Raw genomic sequence first — 25,946 nt, forward strand, 5'->3', positions numbered from 1 at the left:
AAAAAAGCCATGTCCGCCGTTTCCCTTCAGGGCGTCGATATCTCCTACGGTTCCGTCGATGTCGTTCGCAATCTCGATCTGGATATCAAGGCCGGCGAGTTCGTCGTCTTCGTCGGCCCGTCCGGCTGCGGCAAGTCGACGACGCTGCGCCTGATCGCCGGGCTCGAGGAGGGCCGCGCGGGCCATGTCTCCATCGGCGGCCGTGTCGTGAACGATGTCGATCCGGCCAGGCGCGATGTCGCCATGGTGTTCCAGAACTATGCGCTCTTCCCGCATATGTCGGTGGCCGACAACATCTCCTTCGGCATGCGGCTGCGTGGCGAGGCGAAGGGGAAGATCGCCGTGAGCGTTGCGGACGTCGCGCGCATGGTCGGCCTGCAGGACCACCTTCACAAGCGGCCGGGCGCGCTTTCCGGCGGCCAGCGGCAGCGCGTGGCGCTTGCCCGCGCCATCGTGCGCAAGCCTGCCGTCTTCCTGTTCGACGAGCCGCTCTCCAATCTCGACGCCGAATTCCGTGCCGCCATGCGCTATGAACTGAGCAAGCTCCACCGCGAGCTTGGTTCGACCATGATCTACGTCACCCACGACCAGGTTGAGGCGATGACGATGGGCGACCGGATCGCCGTGCTGGCACCCCTGAAGCAGGCCGGCCGCTCCAATCTCATGCAGTTCGGCACGCCGGAAGAAGTCTATCACCGTCCCGCCAATCTCTTCGTCGCCAAATTCATCGGCTCGCCGCCGATGAATTTCTTCGAGGCTCGGGCAGAAGGCGGCAGCATCCGCATCGGCGCCCTGAACCTGCCGGGCGCGGGCCATCTTCCGACCGCGCTCACCGTCGGCATCCGGCCCGAGCATGTCCGCCTCGGGGCAGGCGACGGGCCGTCGATCGCCGGCACCATCGAGGGCGTGGAGAACCTCGGCCATGAAAAGCTCTGGTTCATCGCCACCGCCGAAGGGCGTATCGTTGCCCGCACGTCGGATAGCGCAGGCCATGGCGTCGGGGAGAATGTCGCCGTGCATCTCGTGGCGGACAGGTTGCACGTCTTCGACCGCACGACCGGGGACAGAGTGGAGGTCTAGGACGAGCGGCGCGCCGTCTGCGGTGGTCAATCGTATGCCGGCGGTGACCGCGGCAAACCTTGCCAACTTGCACTGGCGGGAAATATACCTGCAAAGGCAGAATGTCTCTGTGGCCGTTGTGCAGGGAGGGTGCGGTGGTCCATTTCAACCGATGGGGAGGCATGCCTGCCGTTCAGGCCGGCCATCGGCCCCGTTTCGAGCGAATGAAGGCGGTTGCCCTGCGTTTTCATCCGGTAGCCCATGACATGGTTTCGCAGCCCGACTGTCCTTTCGATTGAGACCAGAGGAGTTGGAAATCATGATGCAATCCCGAGGCGCACTTGGGCCGGCCTCTAGAATATGGCTGTTCGTGCTCGGCGCCGTTCTCATTCTTTGCGGCCTGTTTTTCGCCATCGGCGGCGCGAAGCTCGCCATGCTCGGCGGTAGCTGGTACTTCCTGATTGCCGGCATCGCCATCGTTCTCTCCGGGCTGCTGGTCGTTCTGCGAAAGCCTGCGGGCGCGCTGCTTTTCGGCCTTGTCACCCTGCTCACGGCCGTCTGGGCGGTGTGGGAAGTCGGTCTCGAATTCTGGCCGCTGAATTCGCGGCTGCTTGCCTTCGGCGTCGGTACGACGGTCGTGGCGCTCTCCTATCCATTGCTGGGCCGCGCTTCGGGGCGTTCCCCGGCCACCGTGCCTTCCTTCGTCGTCGCCATCCTGCTCGCCTGCGCGTCCGCCGCAGGTTTTGCAGGCATGTTCGTGCCGCATCCGAGCGTCGCGTTCTCCGGCACGCCCGACGCGCTCGTCAAGGTCGACCCGGCCAACGAGCAGAAGAACTGGGAGGCCTACGGCAACACATCCGGCGGCAGCCGTTTCGTCGCCCTCGACCAGATCACGCGCGACAATATCGGCAAGCTCCAGGTCGCCTGGACCTATCGTACTGGCGATACGCCGATCAGCCCCGGCGGCAACGGCGCGGAAGACCAGCAGACGCCGCTGCAGGTGGGCGATCGCGTTTTCCTGTGCACGCCGCATAACAACGTCATCGCCATCGATGCCGATACCGGCAAGGAAATCTGGAAGAACGAGATCAATGCCCAGTCCTCCGTCTGGATGCGTTGCCGCGGCCTTGCCTATTTCGACGCCACAAGGCAACTCGTCCAGCCGACGGCGGCAGGCTCCACGCCGGTGACGCCGGTCAGCGTCACCGAAGGCGCGCCGTGCCAGCGCCGCATCCTGATGAACACGATCACGGCCGAACTGATCGCGCTCGACGCCGACACCGGCGCATTCTGCCCGGACTTCGGCAATAATGGCCGCGTCGATCTGAAGGTCGGGCTCGGCGAGGTTGCCGATCCGAGCTACGTTCTCACCTCAGCGCCGACGCTGGCCGGAACGACGGTCGTGGTCGGCGGCCGTATCGCCGACAATGTCCAGGTCGACATGCCCGGCGGCGTCATGCGCGGCTTCGATGTCGTGACCGGCGAGTTGCGCTGGGCGTTCGACCCGGGCAATCCCGAAATCACCAAGCTGCCGCCCGCGGGCCAGACCTATACGCGCTCGACGCCGAATGTCTGGGCCTCGATGTCCTACGATCCGGCATCGAACACCGTCTTCATGCCGGTCGGCAGCCCCTCGGTCGATCTCTACGGCGCGACACGCACGGCGCTGGACCACAAATACGGTGCTTCCATGCTGGCGCTCGACGCCACGACCGGGCGCGAGAAGTGGGTCTACCAGACGGTCCATAACGACCTCTGGGACTTCGACGTGCCGATGCAGCCCTCCTTCATCGACTTCCCGAAGGCGGACGGCACGACGGTCCCGGCGCTGGTGTTCGGCACCAAGGCCGGGCAGATCTACGTGCTCGACCGCGCCACCGGCATGCCCTTGACCCAGGTGGATGACGTTCCGGTGAAGGCCGGCTCGATCCCGAACGAGCCCTATTCTCCCACGCAGAAGCTCTCGGTCGGCATGCCGCAGATCGGCGCCGAGACGTTGACAGAAAGAGACATGTGGGGTGCGACGCCCTTCGACCAGCTTCTATGCCGCATCGGCTTCAAGGGCATGCGCTATGATGGCGTCTATACCGTGCCCGGCACGGATCTGGCGCTGAATTTCCCGGGCTCGCTGGGCGGCATGAACTGGGGCGGCATTTCCACCGATCCTGTGACGAACACCATCTTCGTCAACGACATGCGCCTTGGTCTCTGGATCCAGATGGTCGAGGCCGCACCCACCGAAGCCGTCAGCAGTGGCGGCGAGGCGGTCAATACCGGCATGGGCGTCGTGCCGATGAAGGGAACGCCCTACGCCGTCAACAAGAACCGCTTCCTTTCTGTCCTTGGCATCCCCTGCCAGAAGCCGCCCTTCGGCTCGATGACGGCGATCGACATGAAGACGCAGAAGATCAAGTGGCAGGTTCCGGTCGGCACGGTGGAGGATACCGGCCCGCTCGGCATCAAGATGGGCCTGCCCATTCCGGTCGGCATGCCGACGCTGGGCGGCACGCTGGCGACGCAGGGCGGCCTGGTCTTCATCGCGGGCACGCAGGATTACTACCTGCGCGCCTTCGACAGCGCCACCGGCAAGGAGGTCTGGAAGGCGCGCCTGCCCGTCGGCAGCCAGGGTGGTCCGATGAGCTACAAGTCGCCGAAGACCGGCAAGCAATATATCGTCATCTCCGCCGGCGGTGCCCGCCAGTCGCCGGATCGCGGCGATTACGTGATCGCTTACGCGCTGCCGGATTGATCGGCTTGGAGATCGCCCCGGCCTTGAAAAGGGCCGGGGTATCGCTTCCTCGCCGTGGGGATGCAGAAGGTTGAGGATCAGCCGCAACCGATCGCGCTCCTAGACAATCTCGACATTCACCTTCGAAGCGCGAATGAGATCGAGTTTGTCGGGCGGTATGTCGCCGGTCAGGATCACCAGATCGAAATCCGTGATCTCAGCCACATAGTTCAGTGCGCTGAAGGTGAACTTCGTGGCGTCGGCGAGGAGGATGCGCTTGCGTGCCACCTGCATCATTGCCTGCTTTGCGCGCACCACGATCTCGTCGGGCGTATAGAGCGAAAGCCCCTGGATCGTCGTGGTCGACAGGATCGCCACGTCGACATGGTAGGAGCGGATCGCCTTTTCGCAATTGGCTCCGAAATAGCCGTGATAGCCCGGATGATAGCGCCCGCCTGTCGAGATCAGGTCGATTTCGGGGGCGTGGCGGAGCTTTTCCAGGATCGGCGCCGCATTGGTTACCACGGTCAGCGGGGCGACATCCAGCAGGAATTCGCTGAGATAGTAGGTGGTGGTGCTGTCGTCGATCATCACCGCATTGCCGGGCTCCAGCCGGGCGACCGCTGCGCGCGCCAGCCGCTTCTTGTCCTCCACGTTCTTGCGCCCGCGATAATTGTAGCTGCTTTCGAACAGAAGCGACTTTTCCGCTGAGACCGAGCCCCGCAGGCGCCGCACGAGCCCTTCCTTTTCGAGCACGGAAAGGTCGCGGTGGATGGTCATCAGGCTGACGCCGAGGGACTCGGCAAGGTCCCGTATCTGGGTCGACGAGCCGCTCATCAGCGTCTGGATGATTTTCGTGCGCCTTCTCTCGGCCTTGGAAGAGGCGGCCTCGGGATTGGAATTGTTATGATCGTCCATGTCGTCCCGCTCTGAATTTAACATTTTTCCTTTATTGGGGAATTCATGCTGCGTGTCCATCGAATTCTTGCGCAAGCGCGAAATCTGGAAAAATGACGAATTATCAGCGTTTTTAGCGGATTTCCTCGGATCGGAAGCGTAGTTTTTGAGGATGCGGGCATTTAGCGTTTTTGGCGATGCAACATAAATTCCGATATAAATAACATAATCCTTGATATTTATAAAATCGATTGCTAGGAATCGATCATTCGACGGTGGGAGGTCACCGACAGGCAAGACGGCGTTTCCGGCGGGAGCTTCAGGCTCCGGGCCAGCGATGGCGCGCGTCTGTAAGAACGTCGCCGGACGGGCGGCAGAACAGAGGATGACATGGCAGATCTGGACGACATCAAGGACGGCAAGGACTGGGGACGGGATCGTCCGGCGGACACCTCGCGCTTCTTCCTCAAGGGCAATGCGCATCACGACTGGGGCATGAAGGCGCGGCTTTCGCAGGTCTTCCGCCCCGATACCGGCCGCACCGTGATGCTGGCCTTCGACCATGGTTACTTCCAGGGGCCGACCACGGGCCTCGAAAGGCTCGACCTGACCATCGCGCCGCTTGCCGCCCATGCCGACGTGCTGATGTGCACTCGCGGCGGCCTGCGCAGCTCGATCCCGCCGGAATCGCTCAAGCCCGTCGTGCTGCGCTGCTCGGCCGGCAACTCGATCCTGACGGAGCTTTCCAACGAGCTCGTGAGCGTGGAGATCGACGACGCCATCCGCCTCGGCGCCGCCGCCATGGCGGCACAGGTCTATATCGGCGCGGAATACGAGCACAAGTCGATCGCCAATGTGGTGAAGCTGATCGATACCGGCACGCGCTACGGCATCCCCACCATGGCCGTCACCGGCGTCGGCAAGGCGATGGCTCGCGACGCCCGCTACTTCGGCCTCGCCACCCGTATCGCGGCGGAAATCGGCGCGCAGTTCGTCAAGTCCTATTATGTCGACGAAGGCTTCGAGCGCATCACCCTCGGCTGCCCGGTTCCGATCGTCATTGCCGGCGGCAAGAAGCTGCCGGAGCGGGAAGCGCTGGAAATGGCCTATCGCGCCATCGACCAGGGCGCGGCCGGCGTCGACATGGGCCGCAACGTCTTCCAGTCGACCGATCCGGTGGCGATGCTCGCCGCGCTCGCCGCCGTTGTGCACGAGGGCCGGACCGGCGCGCAGGGCTACGAGCTCTTCCAGGACCTGCACGGCAAGACGGCGGCCTGAGGGCCGCCATCGCCGAGGGGAGGGGCCGGGTCTTGCGGCCCGGCTGCATAACAAGGATCATCGCATGGAAAACCTCTGGAACGAGGCTGAAGCGGACAAGGCCATCACGGGCCTCGACTTGCGCGCCTACTCGTCGCGGCTCATCGGCCGTGACCCGGCCATGGTGCTGCATGGCGGCGGCAACACGTCCTACAAGGGGGCTCTCACCGACCGTTTCGGAAACGAGCGGCAGGTGATCTGGGTCAAGGCCAGCGGTTTCGACCTGGGCACGATGGGCATAGAGGGCTTCACCGCGCTCGATCTTCCCGCATTGCTGGCGCTCGCCGAGCTTGAAACGCTGACGGACGGCGACATGGTGGCCGAGGTCAAGCGCGCCCGCCTCGACCCGCAGGCCGCGGCCGCCTCCATCGAGGCGATCGTTCATGCGCTGTTTCCCGCCGCCTATGTCGACCATTCCCATGCCGACGGCGTGCTGACGGTCTCCAACAGCACGAACGGGACAGCGCTGCTGCGCGAAATCTATGGCCCCCGCGTCATGATCCTGCCTTATGTGAAGCCCGGCTTCGATCTCGCCCGCCAGATGCGCGCGGCGCTCCTTTCGCCGGAATTCGCAGAGGCCGATGCGATCATCCTGGAGCATCACGGCGTCTTCACCTGGGGCGATACGGCCCGGGAAAGCTATGACCGAATGGTGGCGATCTGCGCCCGCGCCGAGGATTGGCTTTCCGCCCGTATTCCGCCCCTGCCGGCTACCCCGGATGCCGCGACCGATCCCGTCGATATCGCCCGTTTTCGCGGAGCCGTCAGCCGCATCGCCGGCCGCGCCATGATCTCGCGTCCCGTGCCCGGCGTGCCGGCTTCGGAGATCGCGGAGATCGCCCGGCTTTCGCGCCACGGCACGCTGACGCCCGAACATGTCATTCACAACAAGCCCTTTCCCGCCGTCATCGGCGATGCACCGGAAAAGGCGCTGGAGGACTTCGCCTCCGAATACCGCGCCTATGTCGAGCGCAGCGGCGACAAGGACCTGATACCGCTGCCGCCCCATCCCCATTGGGCCCTGCTTTCCGACGGCGCGGTGCGCAGCTTCGGGCCGACGCTGGCGCGCGCGCGCGTCTCGGCGGACGTGGCCGCGGCCAATCTGCGCGCCCTTCGGCTGGCGGCTCGTCTTGGCGGCTGGCAGGGGCTCGACGAGGCCGACCTGCGCGCGCTGGAATATTGGGAACTGGAGCAGGCCAAGCTGCGGGCGCAGGGCGCGCTGCCGCCGCTGGCCGGCAGGGTCGCCGTTGTCGGCGGCTGCGCCACCGGCATCGGCCGTGCCGCAGCCGAGGCGTTGCGTGATCGCGGCGCGGTGGTCGTGGGGCTCGACATCAACCCCGCCGTCAAGGACCATATGGATCGTCCCGGCTATGAAGGCATCGTCGTAGAACTGACCGATGAAGCGAAGGTCAGCACGGCCTTGCGGCAGGTCGTGAACGACTATGGCGGCCTCGACATCCTGGTCTCCAATGTCGGTATCTTCCGCGCCGGCGCGAATATCGAAGTGCTGGACGATGTGGCATGGGACGCATCGCTCGCGGTCAATCTGACCTCGCATCGCAAGCTTCTGAAGCAGGCCGTTCCGTTCCTGCGCCACGGCGTCGATCCGAGCGTGGTCTTCATCGGCTCCCGCAACGTGCTGGCGCCCGGCGCTGGCGCCGCCGCCTATTCCGTCTCGAAGGCGGGGCTGACGCAATTGATGCGCGTCGCCGCCCTCGAACTGGCGCCGGAGGGTATCCGGGTCAACGCGATCCATCCCGACGGCGTCTTCGACACCGACCTGTGGACGCCCGAGGCGCTGGCGACGTCGGCGCGGCGCTACGGCCTGACGGTCGAGCAATACAAGGCGCGCAACCTCATGCGGACCGAGGTCACGTCGAAGGACGTGGCACGCGCGGTGGTCGCGCTGGCGGACAGCACCTTTTCCCGGACGACGGGCGCACAGATTCCGGTGGATGGCGGCAATGACCGGGTCATCTGAACCGGAGGAATACCAGGCGGCTGGATCGTAAAAGCCCAGCTTCCGAAGAGCGACAGCAGGAAGAACCGGTTGTAAAGCAAGCACCAGCACAAGAGGAGGATAGGATGCGAGGCTTTTTGAAAGGACTGACCGCGGTATCGGCACTGTGCCTGATGGCAGGGGCCGTGTCCGCCAAGGATTACAAGGTTGCCGTCATCCGGTGGGAACCGAACGACATCTATTTCAACGGCGTCGCGCTCGGCCAGCAGCAGGAGGCAAAGCGCATCCAGACCGCGACCGGCGACACGATCACGTTCAACGTCTTCGGCGCGAACGATGCCGGCCAGCAGCTCAAGGCGCTTCAGGCGCAGTTCGACAGCGGCGTGGACGGTGTGCTCCTGACGCCCTGGCGCGGTGAGGCCATGCGCAGCATCGTCAAGCAGTTGCAGGAGGCCAACATTCCGGTTGTCACGACCAATGCCTGGGTCCCCGGCGTCAAGCAGACCTTCGTCGCCTTCGACAACGAGACGGCCGGCCGCCTCGGCGGCGAGGCGCTGGTCAAGCGCCTCGACACGCTGCGCGGGGAGGGCTGGGCCGAAAAGGGCGGCGTCTTCATCGAACTGCGCTGCATCATCACCGCTTCCTTCGATATCGCGCGCCACACCGGCTACCGGTCGGCGCTCGATCCGATCGCCGCCAAATATCCCGGCGTCAAGATCGTCGAGCAGGAAGCGGGCTGCGACGGCGGCAAGGCGCGCAAGGTGGTCGACGACGTGATCTCGCGCGAAGGCGCGGACAAGATCCTCGGCATCGCCAGCATCGACGGCACGATGGGCATCGGCGGCGCGGTTCCGGCCTTCAAGGCGCAGGACCTGCTCTTCCCGATCGACGATCCCAAGCACATCCCGGTCGCGACCATCGACGGCACGGTGCCGGAATTCCAGTCCATGGCCCGCGGGGAGATCGACCATATCTCCGTGCAGCCGGCGACGGGCGAGGGCATCATCTCCATGCGGATGCTCTATACGTTGATGTCCGGCAACGCCTTGCCGGAAGAAGGCAAGGTGCTGCTCGACGGGGAAGATCCCGTCTGGGCGCCGGTGAAGGTGCTGAGGCCCGACGCGATCGAGGGTTCCTGGTACCAGACGCAGGCCTATAGCGTGCCGGGCGATGCGAACTACGACGACCCGCACAACTGGGCGAACGAAATGACGGTCGAGCAGACGGGCAAGATGCCCGACTTCGGCAAGTAACCGGGCCTCGGCTGCGGGCGCGCAGGCGCTCGCAGCCATTCCCGCAACAGGAGTTCACATGACACTGGACCCTTCGCTGAGCTTCGCCGTGCAAGGCGTGACCCGCCGGTTTCCCGGCGTTCTGGCCGTCGATTCCGTCGATCTGGGCGTCCGCAAGGGCGAGATACACGGTCTGATCGGCAAGAATGGTGCGGGGAAGTCGGTGCTCGTCTCCATGGTGGCGGGATTGCTCGCACCGAGCCAGGGACAGATCGTCACCGAACACGGCGCGCTGACGCCGACGCATTCCGGCCCGGCGCGCGCCAAGAAGCTTGGTATCGCGCTCGTCACCCAGGAGCCGGCCTTCGCCGCCGACCTTTCCGTGGCGGACAACCTCTTCATGGGGCGCCATCCGGGCGGCCGCCTGAATTTTCTTGCCCCCTCCGTGACGCGCCGGCAATCGGCGGAGGTCATCGGCGAGCTCGGCCTTCGCGCCCGCCCCGAGGATCGCATGGGGGACCTGCCGCTGGAGACCCAGCAGCTTCTCGCATTCGGCCGCGCGGTCTTCATCGAGAAGGCGCGCACGATCCTCCTGGACGAGATCACCGCATCGCTGACGAGCGAGCGCAAGGAGAGCCTGCTCGGCCTCCTGCGCCGGTTGATCATCGAACAGCCGGACCTGTCCTTCACCCTGATCTCGCACCACGTCAGCGAGGTGATGGGCTTTACCGACCGCGTTTCCGTGATGCGCGACGGCGAGCGCGTTGCGACGCTGGAGACGGCGGCAACCACGGGCAGGGAACTGGCCGACTGGATTGTCGGCGACGTCGCGCGAACCGAGATCAACTATACCGACCAGCCCGAATTCACCGCCCCTCCCGTGCTCACCGTGCGGGGGCTGAAGGCCGGCCGCTCCCTCGCGCATCTCGACCTTGCGCTTCATCGCGGCGAGGTGCTGGGCTTTGCCGGCCTGGAAGGCTCCGGCAAGGACGCGGCCATCGAGGCGCTTTACGGGCTCGTTCCGAACTATGGCGGCTCCATCGAGATGGACGGCGTCGAGGTGCATCTGAAAAGCCCCAAGGCGGCCCAGACGGCGGGCGTCTCCTTCCTGCCCAAGCATCGCGAGGAGCAGGCGGTGATCCAGAACCGCTCCGTGCTGGAAAACGCGATCATCGCCGGCCTTCCGGTGCTGACGAACCGGCTCGGTTTCGTGCGGCGCGGCGAATGCGAGGCCGTCGCCCGGTCCATCGTGACGCGCCTCAAGGTCAAGACGCCCGGCCTCGACGTGCCGATAGACGGCCTGTCGGGCGGCAACAAGCAGAAGATCCTGCTTGGCCGTCTCTCGCTGACGGCGCCGCGGCTGGTGCTTTTGAACGAACCGACGCGCGGCGTCGACATATCGGCCAAGCCGGACATTCTGAAGATGATCCGCGAGGATCTGTCGCGCGATGCGGGCGTCATCATGATCTCGGAGAGCGAGGAAGAGCTGGCCGAGATCTGCGACAGGATCCTGATCTTCTATCAGGGACGTGCGGTCCGGGAATTGAAGCGCGGCATGCCGGGCTTCGATGTCGAGACGATCTACAAGGCGATACAGGGCGTAGAGGTGCGGGTATGACTTCGGTGAACAAATTCGTTTTTCTCATTCTGGAAAAGCACCTGATCTGGACCCTGCTCGCGCTGTTGTGCCTTGCGGGCCTGGCGGTGCCGGGCTTCCTTTCGGCGCGCAACATCCTGAACGTGATGTGGGCGGCAGCCCCGCTCGGCTGCATGGTGCTCGGCCTGTTCTTCGTGCTGCTGACCGCCAATGTCGACCTGTCGCTGGAATCGACCTTCGCCCTCGCGCCAGCGCTGGCCGTCGTGTTCTTCTTCCAGGGGATGGGGCTCGACAGCTATCCGATCGTCGCCGTGCTCTGCACGCTGCTGTTCGGCGCCATCGCGGGGCTGGTGAACGGCCTGTTCTCCGTCAAGCTGAGGGTCAGCTCCTTCCTCGTCAGCCTCGGAACGATGCTGCTGATGCGCGGCATCGTGGTCTATCTGATCCCGGAAGGCGTCTATTATCTGCCCGAGGGCTATGTCTATCTCGGTTCGGCCAAGCTCTTCGGCATCCTGCCGGTGGCCGTCCTGGTCTGGATCGCGATCTTCGTCCTGGCATGGCTGATGATCGACCGCCACCGGCTCGGCAAGGATATCCTCGCGCTCGGCAACAACGAGCATGCCGCGTTCGTGGCGGGCGTGAACATCGAGCGGACCAAGATCGTCTGCTTCGTCATCGCCGGCTTCCTGGCGGCGCTCGGCGGGCTTCTCGAGGTCGGCCGGCTGGAATCCGTCGTGGCCGACATGGGGCAGGGCGATATCATGATGGTCTTCGCCGGCACCATTCTCGGCGGCACGGCCCTCACCGGCGGCAAGGGTAATGTCGGCGGTGTCTTCGCGGCGGTGCTGGTGATCTCGATCATCGAGAACCTCATGAACCTTCACGGCGTGCCGCCTTCGATCCGGCAGGTCGTCTTCGGCGGCGTGCTTCTGGTGGCGATCTATCTCGCCAGCCTGCAGGAGCGGCTGCGCCACGCGCGGCTGGAGTCCTGAAATGCCGGCCTATCTCCTGGGGCTGGACAGCGGCCTCACCGTCACCAAGGCCGTCGTCTTCCGGGACGACGGCAAGGTCGTGGCCCTTGCCCGCCGCGAGATCGCGCAGATCAAGGCCGTGCCCCGGCACGTCGAGCGCGACATGACGGCGCATTGGCAAGCCTCCGCCGCGGCGATCCGCGAGGCGCTGGAACAGGCGAGCGCCTGCGTCGGCGCGACGGTCCGCCCGGCCGCCGTGTCCGTGGCGGGCCATGGCGACGGCCTCTATCTGCTCGACGGCGCTGGTGCGCCGCTCGGCCTTGCCGCCACCTCGCTCGACAGCCGCGCCCAGCCGCTGCTGCGCCACTGGGACGAGACGGGCATATCGGAAAAGGCGCTGGAACTGACGGGGCAGCGTCCCTTCGCGTCCTCCCCGGCGCCGCTGCTTGCCCATATGAAGGCGCAGGAGCCGGAACGCTTCCAGCGGATCGCGGCCGTCCTCTCCTGCAAGGACTGGCTCCGCTTCTGCCTGACGGGCAGGGTGGCGACCGATTTCACCGAGGCAAGCGTCGCCTTCACCGACATAGGAACGCAGCGCTACAGCGAGGAGGCGCTCGCCCTCTTCGGTCTTGGCGCCGTTGCGAATGCCCTTCCGGACGTGCTGATGCCCTGCGAGGTCGCGGGATATGTCACCGAGGAGGCTGCCCGCGCGACGGGGCTTGCGGCCGGAACGCCGGTTGCCACCGGATTGCATGACGTGACGGCCTGCGCCGTCGGGGCCGGGGTGACGAAAGCCGGCACGATCGCCGTCATCGCCGGCACCTATTCGATCAATGAAATGCTGGTCGACGTGCCGGGAACGTCGGTGGGCTGGAATGCGCGCAATGGATTGCGTCCCGGCCAATGGATGAACATGTCGGTTTCTCCCGCCTCCAGCGCCAATCTCGACTGGTTCCTGGGCACGGCCGCGCGGGACGCGCTGGCGGGCGGCGATCCCTTCGCCCTGCTTCAGGCCGAGCTGGACGCCGTCGCGGACGATCCCTCCGACATCGTCTACCTTCCCTATCTCTACGGGTCCCCCCATGCCGAGGATGTGCCGGCGGCCTTTCTAGGGCTGCGCGGCTGGCATGGGCGGGGCCACATGCTGCGCGCCGTCGCGGAGGGCATCGTCTTCAACCACCGCCACCATGTCGATCTCATCGACCCGGACGGAAGCGTCGGCAAGGTGCGCCTGACGGGCGGAAGCAGCCGCAATCCCTTCTTCGGCCAGCTCTTCGCCGATGTGCTGAACCGCCGCGTCGAAGTGCCGGAAATGCCAGAGGCCGGGGCGCTTGGCGCGGCCATCGCGGCGGGGATTGCCGTGAACGTCTACGGCGACTGGGAGGAGGCGACCGCGCGGACCGCGCCGGACCTGCGCATCTACCAGCCGGGCCGGGCTGTACCCCGCCTTCAGGCCGGCTATGGCCGCTATCGCGAGGCCATCGACACGGTCATGCACCGCCACAAGGAGAAGACCGCCCCATGAGCGCAGGCGACACCACGCGCGAAGCCCGGCTGGAGGCCCTGCGCCGCATCGGCCATGTCCCCGTCCTGATCGTCGGCGGCGGGATCAACGGCATGGGCACGTTCCGCGACCTCAGTCTCCATGGCGTCGGCTGCCTCCTCGTCGAGCAGGGCGATTTCTGCGCCGGCGCCAGCAGGGCCCCGTCACGCATGATCCACGGTGGGCTCAAATACCTGGAAACCGGTGAATTCCGGCTGGTCAGGGAATCCGCCGAGGAACGCAATCGGCTGCTGCGCAATGCCGCGCACTATGTCCGGCCGCTCGAAATGATCATCCCGATTCATTCCTGGTTCGGCGGCGTCGTTCCGGCATTGCGGAAGTTCCTGCGCATGCCGGCAAAGATCACGGAGCGCGGCGCGCTGGTGATCAAGCTGGGCCTCTGGCTCTACGATCTCTATGGCGCGCTGAACCGGACCATGCCGCGCCACCGCATGATCGCGCGGCAGGACATATTGCGCGAAATCCCCGATCTGGACCCGGACCTGAAGATCGCTGCCTCCTACTACGACGCCTGGATCACGTCGCCCGAACGGCTCGTCGTGGAACTCGCCCTCGACGGCATGGCGGCCAATTCCGGCAGCATGGCGCTGAACCACCTGCGTTTCAGCGGGATCGACGGCAACCGCGTCGAGCTTCAGGACGTCGACACGGGCGAGGCGTTTTCGCTGACATGCGACGTGCTGGTCAACGCCGCGGGCGCCTGGATCGACCGGGTGAATGCCAGCGCGGCCCCCGGGCGCCGGATGATCGGCGGCACCAAGGGCAGCCACCTCCTGCTCGACCTTCCGGCTTTGGCCGAAACCCTGCACGGCCGTATGATCTATTTCGAGGCCGAGGGCGGGCGTATCTGCATCCTGTCGAACTTCATGGGGCATGTGCTGCTCGGCTCCACCGATATCCCGGTTGACGATCCAGACGGCGTGGCCTGTGACGACGAAGAGGTGGACTATCTCCTTGGCGCGTTCCGGCGGCTCTTCCCGCAGGTTCCGGTCGATCGTGCGAGCATCTTCTTCAGCTATGCGGGCGTCCGCCCCCTGCCGGCGAACGATGCAAGCGACCCCGGCGCCATCAGCCGCGACCACTCGATGCCGGAACTGCCTCCTGAAGGCGAGCGCCGTTTCCCGATCGTCTCGCTTGTCGGCGGCAAATGGACCACCTTTCGGGCCTTTTCGGCCGAAGCGACCGACAGGATACTCGCCCATCTGGGCAAGCGCCGCTCATCCTCGACGGCGGATCTGCCTATCGGCGGCGGAACGGGCCTTTCCCAGGACGCCGCTCCGACGGAGCGCCTGTTGTCCGCCATCACGGATGAGCACGGGCTTTCGCGCCAAAGAGCCCGCCAGCTTGTCGCCCGATACGGCTCGCGCGCAAAAGCGGTCGCGCCGGCGCTCGCGAAGGGCGAAACCTTCTTGGCCTCCTTGCCGGAATTTTCTCGGGAGGAGATCGCGATCATCTGCGATACGGAACTGGTCCTGCACGCTGAAGACTTTCTCTTCGGGCGCAGCTCGGTGTTTCTGGAGCGGCCGCTGGGCCACGATGCGCTGGAGGAACTGGTCGGTGTCATCGGACTGTTTCGTCGTTGGGATGACGCGCGGCGGGCGGCGGAATTGGAGCGGTTGGTATATCGTTACCGCAAGCTGCATCGGATCGACGTGTCCGGGCTGACAGGATCGCGGCCTCGATTTATCTGAGGTCACGGAAGGAGCGCGGAGGGCCCTGCCAATGGACGACGCCATCGCCACTTTCATTCTGGACCAGATGGCGGACGCCCTGATCTTTGCGACGGTCGATGGAAAGATAGCCGGGTGGAACGGCGCGTCGACTGCGCTTTTCGGCTTCGAAAAGGACGAGGCCATCGGTGAATCGCTCGATCTTATCATTCCGCCGCATCTGCGGGACGCGCACTGGGCCGGCTTCGATTCCGCCGTCAAGGCGGGACAATTGAAGCTGAATGGCCGGCCGACACTGACCAGGGCAACACACAAGACGGGGCGCAGGCTTTATGTCGAGATGAGTTTCGCACTCGTCCGGTCCTCCGATTGCGTCGTCGGTTCTGTTGCCGTGGCGCGAGATGCGACCGAGAGAGTTGAGCGAGAGCGGGCAAAAGCGGCCCGATAGCCGCTGCAGTCGCTGTCAGGCCGGATTTCCATGCGAATACGATGTCGTGGGTTGCCGGAACGCATGTTGCCGTCGGGACACAAGAAGAACTTGTCTAAGGGTGCCAATTTCTTCGTTTAAGCCGATGGCCTGTGCAGGCATCTTCTGACTTGCCTCATGGGAATCGTGTGATGACGAAAGCACTTGTCACGGGGGCGACGCGTGCTCCCGGACGCGCGATCGCCACTTCGCTTGCAAAAGTAGGCTGGGAAGTGCACGCGCTCGGTCGTGATCGGGTCGCGCTCGATGAGATGCGCGGCGAACACGGGATCGTGCCGCTGGCCATGGATCTGACGGATCGCGAATATGTCCGCTCCGTTGCGGAAGGCCTCGAAACCGATGTCCTCGTCCATGCTGCGCTCCGCTGGCCCGAAGAGAACCGTTTTCTCGGTCTTGCGGAGGCGGACATCGACATGGCTCTTGAAGTCAATCTGTCCGCCATGCTGCATGTCACGCGCGCCGTCCTGCCCTCGATGATCGAGCGCGGCCGCGGTGCGTTCGTGATGCTCTCCCTGGATGGCAGTAACGCGAATGGTGCGATCGAACGGACCGTCGCTGGGGCGATCGACGGGTTTTCGCGCGCGCTTGCCGATGAAACCCGGGGCAGCGGCGTATCCGTTCATCGCCTTTCCTTGGGAGAGCCGCCGTTCCAGCATTTGGGGCCGCAGGTCCTTTCGCTGCTGTCAACGGGCGGCTTTCAATCTCAATTCATCGAACGACAGGAATACGGACATGGAACGTAATGGAGGGCAGCTGCTCGTCGAGTGCCTCCTGGCGCTGGGCGCGACGAAGAGCTTCGGGGTGCCGGGGGAAAGCTATCTCGCGGTGCTCGATGCGCTGCACGACACGGGCGGACGCCTCGACTACGTTCTGTGCCGCAATGAGGGCGGGGCGGCATTCATGGCGGCGGCCTACGGCAAGCTGACCGGCCAGCCGGGTATCTGCTTCGTGACCCGTGGTCCGGGCGCCACCAATGCCTCGATCGGCGTGCATACGGCGATGCAGGATTCCGCGCCCATGATCCTTTTCGTGGGCCAGGTCGGGACCGACATGAAGGGCCGGGAAGCCTTCCAGGAAGTGGACTACAAGGCCGTCTTCGGCACCATGGCGAAATGGGCGGTCGAGATCGACCAGGTCGAGCGCATCCCGGAAATCCTTTCTCGTGCCTGGACGCTTGCCGTCTCGGGTCGTCCCGGCCCGATCGTCATCGCCCTGCCAGAGGATATGCTGACTTCGCTCACCGCGGCCGCGCCGCTGTCCGGTCCCGTGGAGATCGCCGAACCCGCGCCGTCGGCCGCGGGCATGCTACGCGTGCGGGAGATGCTGGAAGGCGCTAAGCGCCCCGTCGTTCTCTATGGCGGCTGCAACTGGGCCGAGGGCTCCATGGCCGCCGTCCAGCGGTTCGCCGAGGCATCCGACATTCCGGTCGTTTCCGTCTTCCGCTATCAGGATCAGTATGACAACACCTCGCCGACCTTCTGCGGCGAGGCCGGGGTCGGGATGGTCGCCTCCGTCAAGGAACTGCTGCGCGAGGCCGATGTCATCCTCGCCATCAACAACCGTTTCGGGGAGAATTCCACGGACGGCTACACGCTGTTCGACGTTCCGCAGCCCCGCCAGCAGATCATCCACGTCCACGGCTCGGACCTTGAAATCGGCAAGGTCTATCGGCCGGCGCTCGGCATTCACGCCGGCCCGAACGCCTTCGCGCATGCGCTCGGCGCGCTGGAGCCCGTCAAGGGCGGATGGGCGGAATGGCGGGCCAAGGGGCGTGCCGCCTATGAGAAGGGCTTCGACCTCCCCGACTTGCCGTCGCCCGTCGACATGGGCAAGGTCACGGCGCTGCTGAACGACGTCCTGCCGGAGGACGTGATCCTGACCAACGGCGCGGGCAACTTCACGGTCTGGCCCAACAAGTTCTTCAGGTTCGGGCCGAAGGCGCGGCTTCTCGCTCCGCAATCGGGCGCGATGGGCTATGGCGTGCCGGCGGCCGTGGCCGCAAAGGTCGCCCATCCCGAGCGCACGGTCGTCTGTTTTGCCGGCGACGGTGATTTCCAGATGAACTGCCAGGAGCTGGCGACCGCCCTTCAGCATGGGGCGCAGCCGATCATCCTGCTGCTCAACAACGGCATCTACGGCACGATCCGCGCCCATCAGGAGCGGCATTATCCGGAACGCGTTTCCGGCACCACGATGGTCAATCCCGATTTCGTCGCGCTGGCGAAAGCCTATGGCTTCCATGCCGAGCGGGTGGAATCGACGGCGGACTTCGCCGCCGCTTTCGAGCGCGCTCGCGCATCGAAGACCGGTGCTCTCCTCGACCTCGCTATTTCACCTGAGGCGTTGACCCCTCGCCAGACGCTGAGCCAAATGCGCAAGGCAGCACTTTCTGCAAAGGAAACCGCATGACACAGCGTCACGACATTCGCCTCGGTGCCGATATCGGCGGGACCTTTACCGACATCGCGCTCGATGTGCGGGGCAAGCTCTTCTCCACGAAGGTGCTGACCAATTATGCGGCCCCCGAGCAGGCGATCCTCGACGGCATCGAGATCGTGGTGCGGGATGCGGGGATCGCGCCGAAGGATATCGACATCGTCATCCACGGCACGACGCTCGCCACGAACGCGCTTATCGAACGTCGTGGCGCCAAAACCGCGCTGGTGACGACGGAAGGCTTCCGCGACGTCATCGAGATGCGCACGGAAAACCGTTTCGAGCAATACGATCTCAGCCTCGTCCTGCCGAAGCCGCTGATCCCGCGCGAGGATCGCTTCCCGGTCAAGGGCCGCATTGATGCACAGGGCAGGGAGCTTCAGCCGCTCGATGAGGCGGCGCTGGAGGCTCTGGCGGACGTCATCGCGGAACGCGGCTTCGGGGCCGTCGCCATCGGCTTCATCCATTCCTACATGAATCCGCGGCACGAGGAGCGCGCCCGCGAAATCCTGTCGAGAAAACTCTCGATCCCGATCTCGATCTCGTCGGAAGTCTCGCCGCAGATGCGCGAGTTCGAGCGCTTCAACACGGTCTGCGCCAATGCCTATGTGCGCCCGCAGATGGCAGACTATCTCTCGCGCCTGCAGGTGAGGCTGAAGGAGATGGGCGCGGATTGCCCGGTCTTCATGATTCATTCCGGCGGCGGCCTCATCTCGGTGGAAACGGCCTCGGAGTTTCCGGTGCGACTCGTCGAATCCGGCCCGGCGGGCGGGGCGATCTTTGCCGCCGATATCGCCCGCCGCTTCAGCCTCGAGCGCGTCGTCTCCTACGACATGGGCGGCACGACGGCGAAGATCTGCCTCATCGAGGACTATCAGCCGCATACCGCGCGCACTTTCGAGGTTGCGCGCACCTATCGCTTCTGCAAGGGGTCGGGCATGCCGATCTCCATTCCGGTGATCGAGATGATCGAGATCGGCGCCGGCGGCGGTTCCATCGCCTGGGTCGATGCCATGGGCCGCATCCAGGCCGGCCCTGAATCCGCAGCTTCGGAACCGGGCCCGGCCTGCTACCAGCGCGGCGGCGAACGCCCGGCGATCACCGATGCGGACCTCGTGCTCGGCAAGCTCGACCCCGACAATTTCGCCGGCGGCAAGATCAGGCTTTCGGTCGACAATGCCAGCGCGGCAATCGCGCGCGATGTCGGCGACAGGCTGAAGCTGGCGACCGAAGCCGCCGCCTTCGGCATCGTCGAGGTGGTGGACGAGAACATGGCCAATGCGGCGCGTGTCCATGCCGTCGAGAACGGCAAGACCATCTCGGAAAACATCATGATCGCCTTCGGCGGCGCAGCTCCCCTGCATGCCGCCCGGCTCTGCGAGAAGCTCGGCGTCGACCAGTGCCTCATCCCGCAGGGCGCGGGCGTGGGCTCGGCCATCGGCTTCCTCAAGGCGCCGTTCGGCTATGAAGCGCTGGCCTCCAAGATCATGCGCCTGTCGAAATTCGATGCCGGCGCGGTGAACACCATGCTCGACGACCTGAAGGCGACCGCCGAAGGCTTCGTGCGCGCCGGAACGGATGGCGCGATCGTGCGCGAGATCACCGCCTTCATGCGTTATGCCGGCCAAGGCTGGGAGATTCCCGTGGCGCTGCCCGATCGTGCCTTCACGGCGGCGGATACCGCAATGATCGAGGCTGCCTTCAAGGAGCGCTATGCCCAGTTCTTCGGCCGTGCGGTCGAAGGCCCGGAAATCGAATTCGTCACCTGGTCGGTAAAGGCGCAGGACGTTCGCCCCGAAGGCGAGCGCTTCACCCTTGAAACGGACGGTGTCGTCGCATCCGTGCCCGTGACGAGAGCGGTCTTCGATCCCGCGTCGGGCAAGGCGCTGGAGACGGCGATCGTGCCGCGCGATACGCTGTCGCCGGGCGCGCGGGTAACCGGCCCCGCCGTCATCGTCGAGCGGGAAACCTCCACCATCGTCACGTCGCCGTTCGATGCCGTCATCCAGATCGACGGCACCATTCTTCTCGTGCGCAAGGGTCACTGATCATGAGCGATATCAATGAAATTCGCATGCAGGTCATGTGGAACCGCCTGATCTCGGTGGTCGAGGAGCAGGCGCTGACGCTGCTGCGCACCGCGTTTTCCACTTCCGTCCGCGAGGCGGGCGACCTTTCGGCCGGCGTCTACAACGCCAGGGGCGAGATGCTTGCCCAGGCCGTCACCGGCACGCCCGGCCACGTCAACACCATGGCCGAAGCGGTGCTGCATTTCATCGCCGAAATTCCGCGCGAGGAAATGTATCCGGGCGATACCTATGTGACCAACGACCCATGGAAGGGCACCGGCCACCTGCACGACATCACCATGGTCTCGCCCTCCTTCAAGGGCGAGGAGCTGATCGGCTTCTTCGCCTGCACGGCGCATGTGGTCGATGTCGGCGGTCGCGGCTTCGGGGCGGACGGCAAGTCGGTCTATGAGGAAGGCATCCAGATTCCGATCATGAAATTCGCCGAGCGCGGCGTGGTGAACAAGGATCTCCTGAAGATCCTGCGCCTCAATGTGCGCGAGCCGAACCAGGTGATCGGCGACTTCTATTCGCTCGCCGCCTGCAACGACGTCGGCCACAAGCGGCTGATCGAGATGCTGGTCGAGGTCGGCTACGACAATCTCGACACGCTCGGCGACTTCATCCTGTCGCGTACGCATGCGGCGACGATGGAGCGTATCGCCGGCCTGCCGAAGGGCGCGTGGACGAATGACATGCTGACGGACGGCTATGACGTGCCGATCAGGCTCGCGGCCGAAGTCTCGATCACCGACACGGGCGTCAATGTCGATTTCTCCGGCACGGACGCGATGAGTCGTTGGGGCATCAACGTGCCGCTGATCTATACCAAGGCCTATGCCTGCTACGCACTGAAATGCGTGGTCGCGCCCGATATCCCGAACAATGCGGCGTCCCTTGCCGCCTTCAACGTGTCGTCGCCGACCAATATCCTGAATGCCGAGCGGCCGGCCCCGGTTTCGGTGCGCCACGTCATCGGCCATATGGTGCCGGATCTCGTTCTCGGCGCGCTCGCCAAGGCGCTGCCCGGCCAGATTCTCGCCGAAGGCGCGGCCGCCCTGTGGAACATCCATATTTCGGCCCGGCCGGTTGCAGGCTCCGCCGGCCGCCGTGCCGAGGTGCTGATGTTCAACTCGGGCGGCATGGGCGCGCGCCCGGGCATCGACGGCCTGTCTTCGACCGCCTTCCCCTCGGGCGTCCATACGATGCCGATCGAGGCGACCGAGCATACCGGCCCCATCGTCGTCTGGCGCAAGGAGTTGCGCCCCGATTCCGGCGGTGCCGGCAAATATCGCGGTGGCCTCGGCCAGATCATCGAGATCGCGCCGGCCGAAGGCCATGAGTTCGATTTCTCGGCCATGTTCGACCGCATCGCGACCCCGCCGCGCGGGCGCGACGGCGGCGAAGACGGAGCACCCGGTTCGGCCAGGCTCGATGACGGCACGAAGCTGCGGCCGAAGGGCTGGCAGCACGTGCCGGCAGGCCGCAAGCTGGTGCTGGAACTGCCCGGCGGCGGCGGCTTTGGAAACCCCGCCGAGCGCTCGGCCGAGGCAACGGTCGAAGATCTTTCCAAGGGCTATGTGACGGAGAAGAAGCAATGAGCCATATCGCCAGCCGGCTTTCCGCCGTCAAACCGTCCGCCTCCATGGCCGTTTCGCAGGCCGCCAAGGATCTGGCGGCCACCGGTGTCGACGTGATCGACCTCGGCCTCGGTGAGCCGGATTTTCCGGCCCCCGCCCACATTACCGAGGCCGCCTTCGCGGCGGCGCGCAAGGAGCGCATGCTCTACACCGCCTCGCTCGGCACGGTGGAGCTTCGCAAGGCGATCGTCGCCAAGTTCAAACGCGAGAACGGCCTCGACTATGCCATCGACGAGATCGCGGTCGCCAACGGCGCCAAGCAGATCATCTTCAATGCGCTGATGGCGACGGTGGAGGAGGGCGACGAGGCGATCCTGCCCGCGCCATACTTCGTCTCCTATCCGGAAATGGTGAAGCTTTTCGGCGGCGTGCCGGTCACGCCGGCCTGCCCGGCGGAAAACGGCTTTCGCCTGACGCCGGAAGTGCTGGAGGCGGCGCTCACGGACAAGACCCGCTGGCTGTTCCTCAACATGCCGGGCAATCCCTCCGGTGCGGTCTATACCGAGGCGCAGTTGAAGGCGCTTGGCGCGGTGCTGGCGAAGTACCCCAAGGTCATGATCCTCTCGGACGAGATCTACGAGCACATCCTCTTCGACGGGCGCAGCTTCGTCTCCTTCGGTGCGGCCTGCCCGGAATTGCGCGACCGTTCGCTGATCGTCAACGGCATGTCCAAGGCCTATGCCATGACCGGCTGGCGCGTCGGCTATGCCGCAGGTCCGAGGGACCTGATCAAGGCGATGGCGACGATCCAGAGCCAGTCCTGCACCTCCGTCTCGGCTCCGGCGCAGATCGCGGCGAGGGCGGCGCTGGAGGGGCCGCAGGACTGTGTCGCCGAGTTTCGCACCGCCTTCGAGCGCCGCCGCAACCTCGTTGTCGAGGGCATCGCGAAGATCAACGCGCTGAGCCTCGACCCGCCGGAGGGCGCCTTCTACGCCTATATCGGCTGCGCCGCGCTGATCGGCGCGAAGACGCCGGCCGGGAAGACGCTGGAAGACGATGTCGCGGTCGCGAAGTATCTTCTCGACGAGGGCCATGTGGCGGCCGTTCCCGGCACGGCCTATGGCCTGTCGCCGTTCTTCCGCATCTCCACCGCGACCTCCGACGGGGTTCTGGCCGAGGCGGTGAAGCGTATCGGTGAAGCCGTTTCCAAACTCGAATTCTGATTGGAAGGAAGAATGTCCAAACCCTACAAGACCATCCTGATCACGGGGGCGGCCGGCCGTCTCGGCACGGAACTGCGCCGCGGCCTCGCGCCGCTGGCCGACCGGCTGCGGCTCGCGGATGTCGCGGAAATCAAGGATATTCAGCCGAACGAAGAGGCGATGGTCTTCGATCTCGCCGACGAGGCCGCCGTGATGAAGGCGGTCGAGGGCGTCGACGCCATCGTGCATTTCGGCGGCGTGCCGCTGGAACGCCCTTGGGAAGATATCCTCGACGCCAATATCCGTGGCAGCTACCACATTTATGAAGCCGCGCGGAAGTACGGCGTCAAGCGCGTCGTCTACGCTTCTTCGGTCCATGCGATCGGCTATCACACGCTTGAAGGCCATATCGATACGGATGCGCCGGTGCGGCCCGATAGCCTCTACGGCGTTTCCAAATGCTTCGTCGAGGCGCTCAGCCGCTTCTACTGGGACAAGTTCGGGCTGGAGAGCGTGTGCCTGCGCATCTTCTCCTCCTTTCCGGAGCCGGCGGATCGCCGCATGCTCTGGTCCTGGCTGTCCTTCGAGGATTGCATCCGCCTCGTCACCGCCAGCCTGACGGCGCCGCGCGTCGGCCACACGATCAGCTTCGGCCTCTCCGACAATGCCGTAAAGCCGGTCGACAATTCGAGGGCCGGCCATCTCGGCTACGTGCCGCAGGACAATACCGAGCGCTTCCGCGCCAGTGTCGAGGCGGAAAAGCCGCCGGTCGATCCCAAGGCGCCGTCCACCCTTTATCTCGGTGGTTGGTTCGTCGATATCGGCCACCCCAATGATGAGGCATCGAAATGAAAGACCAGTATGACGTCGTCATCGTCGGCGGCGCGGTAATCGGCTCCGCCGTCGCCTATTATCTTGCGGCCAATCCCGATTTCGACGGGTCGGTGCTCGTCATCGAGCGCGATCCGACCTATCTGCAGGCGGCGACCTCGCTGTCGTCCTCCTCGATCCGCACGCAGTTCTCCAACCCGATCAACGTGAAGATCAGCCAGTACGGCTCGCAGGTCATCCGCAATTTCGGCGAGATGATGCAGGTCGAGGGCGACAGGCCGGATCTCGGCTTCCATTCGGGCGGCTATCTTTTCCTGGCCAATACCCCGGAGCAGGCGCAGGTTCTCAGGGAGAACCACGAGGCGCAGGTTTCCTGTGGCGCAGATGTCGTGCTCTGGAATCGCGACGAGCTCGCGAACGCCTTCCCGCATCTCAATGTCGCGGATATCGAACTGGCCTCCTATGGCCGCTCCGGCGAGGGCTGGTTCAACAATACCGGCCTGATGTACGGCTTCAAGAACAAGGCCCGCTCGCTCGGCGTCGATTATGTCACGGACGAAGCCGTGGCCATCGGCCGTGACGGCGACCGGGTGACGTCGGTGACGTTGAAATCGGGCGCGGTCGTCAAGGCCGGTACGGTCGTCAACGCCTCCGGTCCCCGCGCGGCGCTCACCGCCCGCATGGCCGGCCTCGATATTCCGGTCGAGCCGCGCAAGCGCACCCTGTTCGTCTTCGATTGCGCCAGCACGCCCGAGGGGACCGCGCGCGTCAACCAGGGGCGGCTGCCGCTGATGATCGATCCCTCCGGCGTCTTCTGCCGGCCGGAAGGCCGTTTCTTCCTGACGGGCTGCGCGCCCGTCGAGGACCCGGCGGCCGACTGGGACGACTTCGAGCCGCGCTACGAAGAGTTCGAGGAAATCATCTGGCCGGCGCTCGCCGAACGCTCGCCCGCCTTCGAGGCGATCAAGGTGGTGAACCAGTGGGCGGGTCATTACGACTTCAACACGCTGGACCATAATCTGGTCGTCGGCCGCCATCCCACGGTGCGCAATTTCGTCTTCGCCAACGGGTTTTCCGGCCACGGCCTGCAGCAGGGACCGGCAACGGGGCGGGGCGTTTCCGAGCTGATCGTCTATGGCGAGTATCGCACATTGAACCTGACGGAAGTCGGCTATGAGCGGATCGTGGAGAACCGCCCCTTCCTCGAAAAAGCTGTGATATAACGACCGCCGGCTCCGCCCGCGCGGCGGGGCCGGTCGTCATTGAAAATCGCCTGCCGGAGGGTGACTTGGCTGGACAACATACGCGGCTTCCCCCTCTCAATGCATTGCGCGCCTTCTGGGCCGTCATGCGCCAGGGGACGTTTCGCAGCGCGGCGGACGAGCTTCTCGTCACGCCGCAGGCCATCAGCCAGCAGATCAAGTTGCTTGAGGATACCCTGCACGTTCCGTTGTTCGAGCGGAAGGCGCGGGTCATCGAGCCGACCGAGCATGCGATCATCCTCTCGCATTTCATTCAGGCGGGATTCGACGAATTTACCGAAGGCATCCGCCGGGTCACCAATTCGACTTACCGCAACCGCATCAACATCAATGTCAGCCCGTATTTCGCCACGCGCTACCTGATGGAGCGGCTCGAGCGCTTTCGCCAGCTCATGCCCGGCGCCGATATCCGCCTGACGACGATGGTGAATGTCCGCGACTTCGCGGCGGACGAGGTGGACGTCTCCATCCAGTGGGGCTTCGGCAACTGGAAGGAATATGATGTCCGGTTGCTGATGCACGATCCGAAGATCATCTGCTGCTCGCCGGAACTGGCGAGGCAGATCTCTTCGCCTGCCGATCTCGGCCGCATGACGCTGCTCCATCCCGTCATGGCGCGGGACCTCTGGCGCAAGGTGCTGGCGCATCTCGGCCTGCCGTCGATGGAGATGGCCGGCGAGATCGAGTTCCAGGACGCCGCGACGATGCGCAGGGGCAGCATTTCCGGCATCGGCGTCGGCCTCGTTTCAAAGCTCGATGCGCTCGCCGATATCGAGGCGGGTACGCTGGTCGCGCCGCTCGGCATCGATATCCTCGAGACGATGGACAAGAAGGACGTCCCCGGCTTCTACCTCGTCGTTCCGAAAGCCCATAAGCGCGTAAAGATCATCTCTGTCTTTTGCGACTGGATTTCTGCCGAACAATGGTGAAGCTTCATAAAGGGGCGCGAGAGAACCCCTTCGTGCAACCGGCTCAGAGGGCCTTCTCAAGCTCCGGGAGGATTTCGAAGAGGTCACCGACGAGGCCGTAGTCTGCGACCTGGAAGATCGGCGCCTCCTCGTCCTTGTTGATGGCGACGATGACC

Annotated in this window: 19 protein-coding genes and 1 pseudogene; 18 read left to right on the forward strand and 2 right to left on the reverse strand. The window is 64.9% G+C overall.

The genetic code is table 11. The features are described from left to right. Positions 1-9 precede the first annotated feature (9 nt). Both DSD28_RS03380 and DSD28_RS03385 read left to right on the forward strand, forming a co-directional pair. A complete protein-coding gene (locus tag DSD28_RS03380) occupies positions 10-1,080 on the forward strand; it encodes an ABC transporter ATP-binding protein (RefSeq protein ID WP_119254919.1) in 1,071 nt (356 codons plus the stop codon). A 298-nt stretch (positions 1,081-1,378) separates the two neighbouring features. Further along, positions 1,379-3,808, forward strand: coding sequence for a glucose/quinate/shikimate family membrane-bound PQQ-dependent dehydrogenase (locus DSD28_RS03385; protein ID WP_162911218.1), 2,430 nt, complete (start codon positions 1,379-1,381; stop codon positions 3,806-3,808). A 99-nt stretch (positions 3,809-3,907) separates the two neighbouring features. Here DSD28_RS03385 and DSD28_RS25750 read toward each other — a convergent pair whose 3' ends face one another. Further along, the gene (locus DSD28_RS25750) at positions 3,908-4,705 is read right to left on the reverse strand and encodes a DeoR/GlpR family DNA-binding transcription regulator (RefSeq protein WP_162911219.1); all 798 of its coding nucleotides are present in this window, start codon (positions 4,703-4,705) and stop codon (positions 3,908-3,910) included. 369 nt (positions 4,706-5,074) lie between these two features. Between DSD28_RS25750 and lsrF the strand changes: the two genes are divergently transcribed. The 16 genes from lsrF (at position 5,075) to DSD28_RS03475 (ending at position 25,791) form a co-directional block, all read left to right on the forward strand. Next, positions 5,075-5,962, forward strand: coding sequence for a 3-hydroxy-5-phosphonooxypentane-2,4-dione thiolase (gene lsrF, locus DSD28_RS03400; RefSeq protein ID WP_119254921.1), 888 nt, complete (start codon positions 5,075-5,077; stop codon positions 5,960-5,962). Between the two features lie 64 nt (positions 5,963-6,026). Continuing rightward, positions 6,027-7,982, forward strand: a complete 1,956-nt coding sequence (locus DSD28_RS03405) for an SDR family oxidoreductase (RefSeq protein WP_119254922.1) — start codon at positions 6,027-6,029, stop codon at positions 7,980-7,982. A gap of 116 nt (positions 7,983-8,098) precedes the next feature. Further along, the gene (locus DSD28_RS03410; protein WP_162911220.1) at positions 8,099-9,214 is read left to right on the forward strand and encodes a sugar ABC transporter substrate-binding protein; all 1,116 of its coding nucleotides are present in this window, start codon (positions 8,099-8,101) and stop codon (positions 9,212-9,214) included. A 58-nt stretch (positions 9,215-9,272) separates the two neighbouring features. After that, the gene (locus tag DSD28_RS03415) at positions 9,273-10,811 is read left to right on the forward strand and encodes a sugar ABC transporter ATP-binding protein (protein WP_119254924.1); all 1,539 of its coding nucleotides are present in this window, start codon (positions 9,273-9,275) and stop codon (positions 10,809-10,811) included. A gap of 5 nt (positions 10,812-10,816) precedes the next feature. Beyond that, positions 10,817-11,782 carry an ABC transporter permease gene (locus DSD28_RS03420; RefSeq protein ID WP_162911221.1) on the forward strand — a complete coding sequence of 322 codons (966 nt, stop codon included), beginning with the start codon at positions 10,817-10,819 and terminating at the stop codon, positions 11,780-11,782. Between the two features lies 1 nt (position 11,783). After that, a complete protein-coding gene (locus tag DSD28_RS03425; RefSeq protein ID WP_119254926.1) occupies positions 11,784-13,286 on the forward strand; it encodes an FGGY-family carbohydrate kinase in 1,503 nt (500 codons plus the stop codon). Further along, positions 13,283-15,016, forward strand: a complete 1,734-nt coding sequence (locus DSD28_RS03430; RefSeq protein WP_119254927.1) for a glycerol-3-phosphate dehydrogenase/oxidase — start codon at positions 13,283-13,285, stop codon at positions 15,014-15,016. The genes DSD28_RS03425 and DSD28_RS03430 overlap by 4 nt, the downstream gene beginning before the upstream one ends. 31 nt (positions 15,017-15,047) lie before the next feature. Further along, complete coding sequence (locus DSD28_RS03435) at positions 15,048-15,443, forward strand: PAS domain S-box protein (protein WP_119254928.1); 396 nt, start codon at positions 15,048-15,050, stop codon at positions 15,441-15,443. A gap of 170 nt (positions 15,444-15,613) precedes the next feature. Next, entirely contained in the window at positions 15,614-16,225 is a 612-nt protein-coding gene (locus tag DSD28_RS03440; RefSeq protein ID WP_119254929.1) for an SDR family oxidoreductase, read from the forward strand. After that, positions 16,215-17,891, forward strand: a complete 1,677-nt coding sequence (locus DSD28_RS03445) for a thiamine pyrophosphate-dependent enzyme (RefSeq protein WP_119254930.1) — start codon at positions 16,215-16,217, stop codon at positions 17,889-17,891. The genes DSD28_RS03440 and DSD28_RS03445 overlap by 11 nt, the downstream gene beginning before the upstream one ends. Beyond that, positions 17,888-19,966: a hydantoinase/oxoprolinase family protein gene (locus tag DSD28_RS03450; RefSeq protein WP_119254931.1), complete on the forward strand. Its 2,079-nt coding sequence runs from the start codon at positions 17,888-17,890 to the stop codon at positions 19,964-19,966. Before DSD28_RS03445 ends, DSD28_RS03450 begins: the two co-directional genes overlap by 4 nt. Positions 19,967-19,968: 2 nt before the next feature. Next, a complete protein-coding gene (locus tag DSD28_RS03455) occupies positions 19,969-21,588 on the forward strand; it encodes a hydantoinase B/oxoprolinase family protein (RefSeq protein ID WP_119254932.1) in 1,620 nt (539 codons plus the stop codon). Next, positions 21,585-22,790: a pyridoxal phosphate-dependent aminotransferase gene (locus tag DSD28_RS03460; RefSeq protein ID WP_119254933.1), complete on the forward strand. Its 1,206-nt coding sequence runs from the start codon at positions 21,585-21,587 to the stop codon at positions 22,788-22,790. Before DSD28_RS03455 ends, DSD28_RS03460 begins: the two co-directional genes overlap by 4 nt. A gap of 12 nt (positions 22,791-22,802) precedes the next feature. Next, on the forward strand, positions 22,803-23,621 hold the full coding sequence (locus tag DSD28_RS03465; RefSeq protein WP_119254934.1) for an NAD-dependent epimerase/dehydratase family protein: 819 nt from the start codon (positions 22,803-22,805) through the stop codon (positions 23,619-23,621). Then, positions 23,618-24,823 (forward strand): NAD(P)/FAD-dependent oxidoreductase, encoded by a 1,206-nt coding sequence (locus tag DSD28_RS03470; RefSeq protein ID WP_119254935.1) that lies wholly within the window; start codon positions 23,618-23,620, stop codon positions 24,821-24,823. The genes DSD28_RS03465 and DSD28_RS03470 overlap by 4 nt, the downstream gene beginning before the upstream one ends. Positions 24,824-24,888: 65 nt before the next feature. Continuing rightward, positions 24,889-25,791 (forward strand): LysR substrate-binding domain-containing protein, encoded by a 903-nt coding sequence (locus DSD28_RS03475; protein ID WP_119254936.1) that lies wholly within the window; start codon positions 24,889-24,891, stop codon positions 25,789-25,791. A gap of 43 nt (positions 25,792-25,834) precedes the next feature. Here DSD28_RS03475 and DSD28_RS03480 read toward each other — a convergent pair. After that, positions 25,835-25,946, reverse strand: a pseudogene (locus tag DSD28_RS03480) (electron transfer flavoprotein subunit alpha/FixB family protein); the annotation flags it as partial.

Origin of the sequence: Shinella zoogloeoides (assembly GCF_003574625.1) — a bacterium.
GTDB classification, from domain to species: Bacteria; Pseudomonadota; Alphaproteobacteria; order Rhizobiales; family Rhizobiaceae; genus Shinella; species Shinella zoogloeoides_A.

Bases quoted from the DNA above. Each gene is read 5' to 3' on its own strand.
- DSD28_RS03440 (WP_119254929.1), top strand. From the start codon at position 15,614: ATGACGAAAGCACTTGTCACGGGGGCGACGCGTGCTCCCGGACGCGCG.
- DSD28_RS03450 (WP_119254931.1), top strand. From the start codon at position 17,888: ATGACACAGCGTCACGACATTCGCCTCGGTGCCGATATCGGCGGGACC.
- DSD28_RS03405 (WP_119254922.1), top strand. From the start codon at position 6,027: ATGGAAAACCTCTGGAACGAGGCTGAAGCGGACAAGGCCATCACGGGC.
- DSD28_RS03470 (WP_119254935.1), top strand. From the start codon at position 23,618: ATGAAAGACCAGTATGACGTCGTCATCGTCGGCGGCGCGGTAATCGGC.
- DSD28_RS03380 (WP_119254919.1), top strand. From the start codon at position 10: ATGTCCGCCGTTTCCCTTCAGGGCGTCGATATCTCCTACGGTTCCGTC.
- DSD28_RS03460 (WP_119254933.1), top strand. From the start codon at position 21,585: ATGAGCCATATCGCCAGCCGGCTTTCCGCCGTCAAACCGTCCGCCTCC.
- lsrF (WP_119254921.1), top strand. From the start codon at position 5,075: ATGGCAGATCTGGACGACATCAAGGACGGCAAGGACTGGGGACGGGAT.
- DSD28_RS03445 (WP_119254930.1), top strand. From the start codon at position 16,215: ATGGAACGTAATGGAGGGCAGCTGCTCGTCGAGTGCCTCCTGGCGCTG.
- DSD28_RS03385 (WP_162911218.1), top strand. From the start codon at position 1,379: ATGATGCAATCCCGAGGCGCACTTGGGCCGGCCTCTAGAATATGGCTG.
- DSD28_RS25750 (WP_162911219.1), bottom strand. From the start codon at position 4,705: ATGGACGATCATAACAATTCCAATCCCGAGGCCGCCTCTTCCAAGGCC.
- DSD28_RS03465 (WP_119254934.1), top strand. From the start codon at position 22,803: ATGTCCAAACCCTACAAGACCATCCTGATCACGGGGGCGGCCGGCCGT.
- DSD28_RS03455 (WP_119254932.1), top strand. From the start codon at position 19,969: ATGAGCGATATCAATGAAATTCGCATGCAGGTCATGTGGAACCGCCTG.
- DSD28_RS03430 (WP_119254927.1), top strand. From the start codon at position 13,283: ATGAGCGCAGGCGACACCACGCGCGAAGCCCGGCTGGAGGCCCTGCGC.
- DSD28_RS03435 (WP_119254928.1), top strand. From the start codon at position 15,048: ATGGACGACGCCATCGCCACTTTCATTCTGGACCAGATGGCGGACGCC.
- DSD28_RS03415 (WP_119254924.1), top strand. From the start codon at position 9,273: ATGACACTGGACCCTTCGCTGAGCTTCGCCGTGCAAGGCGTGACCCGC.
- DSD28_RS03425 (WP_119254926.1), top strand. From the start codon at position 11,784: ATGCCGGCCTATCTCCTGGGGCTGGACAGCGGCCTCACCGTCACCAAG.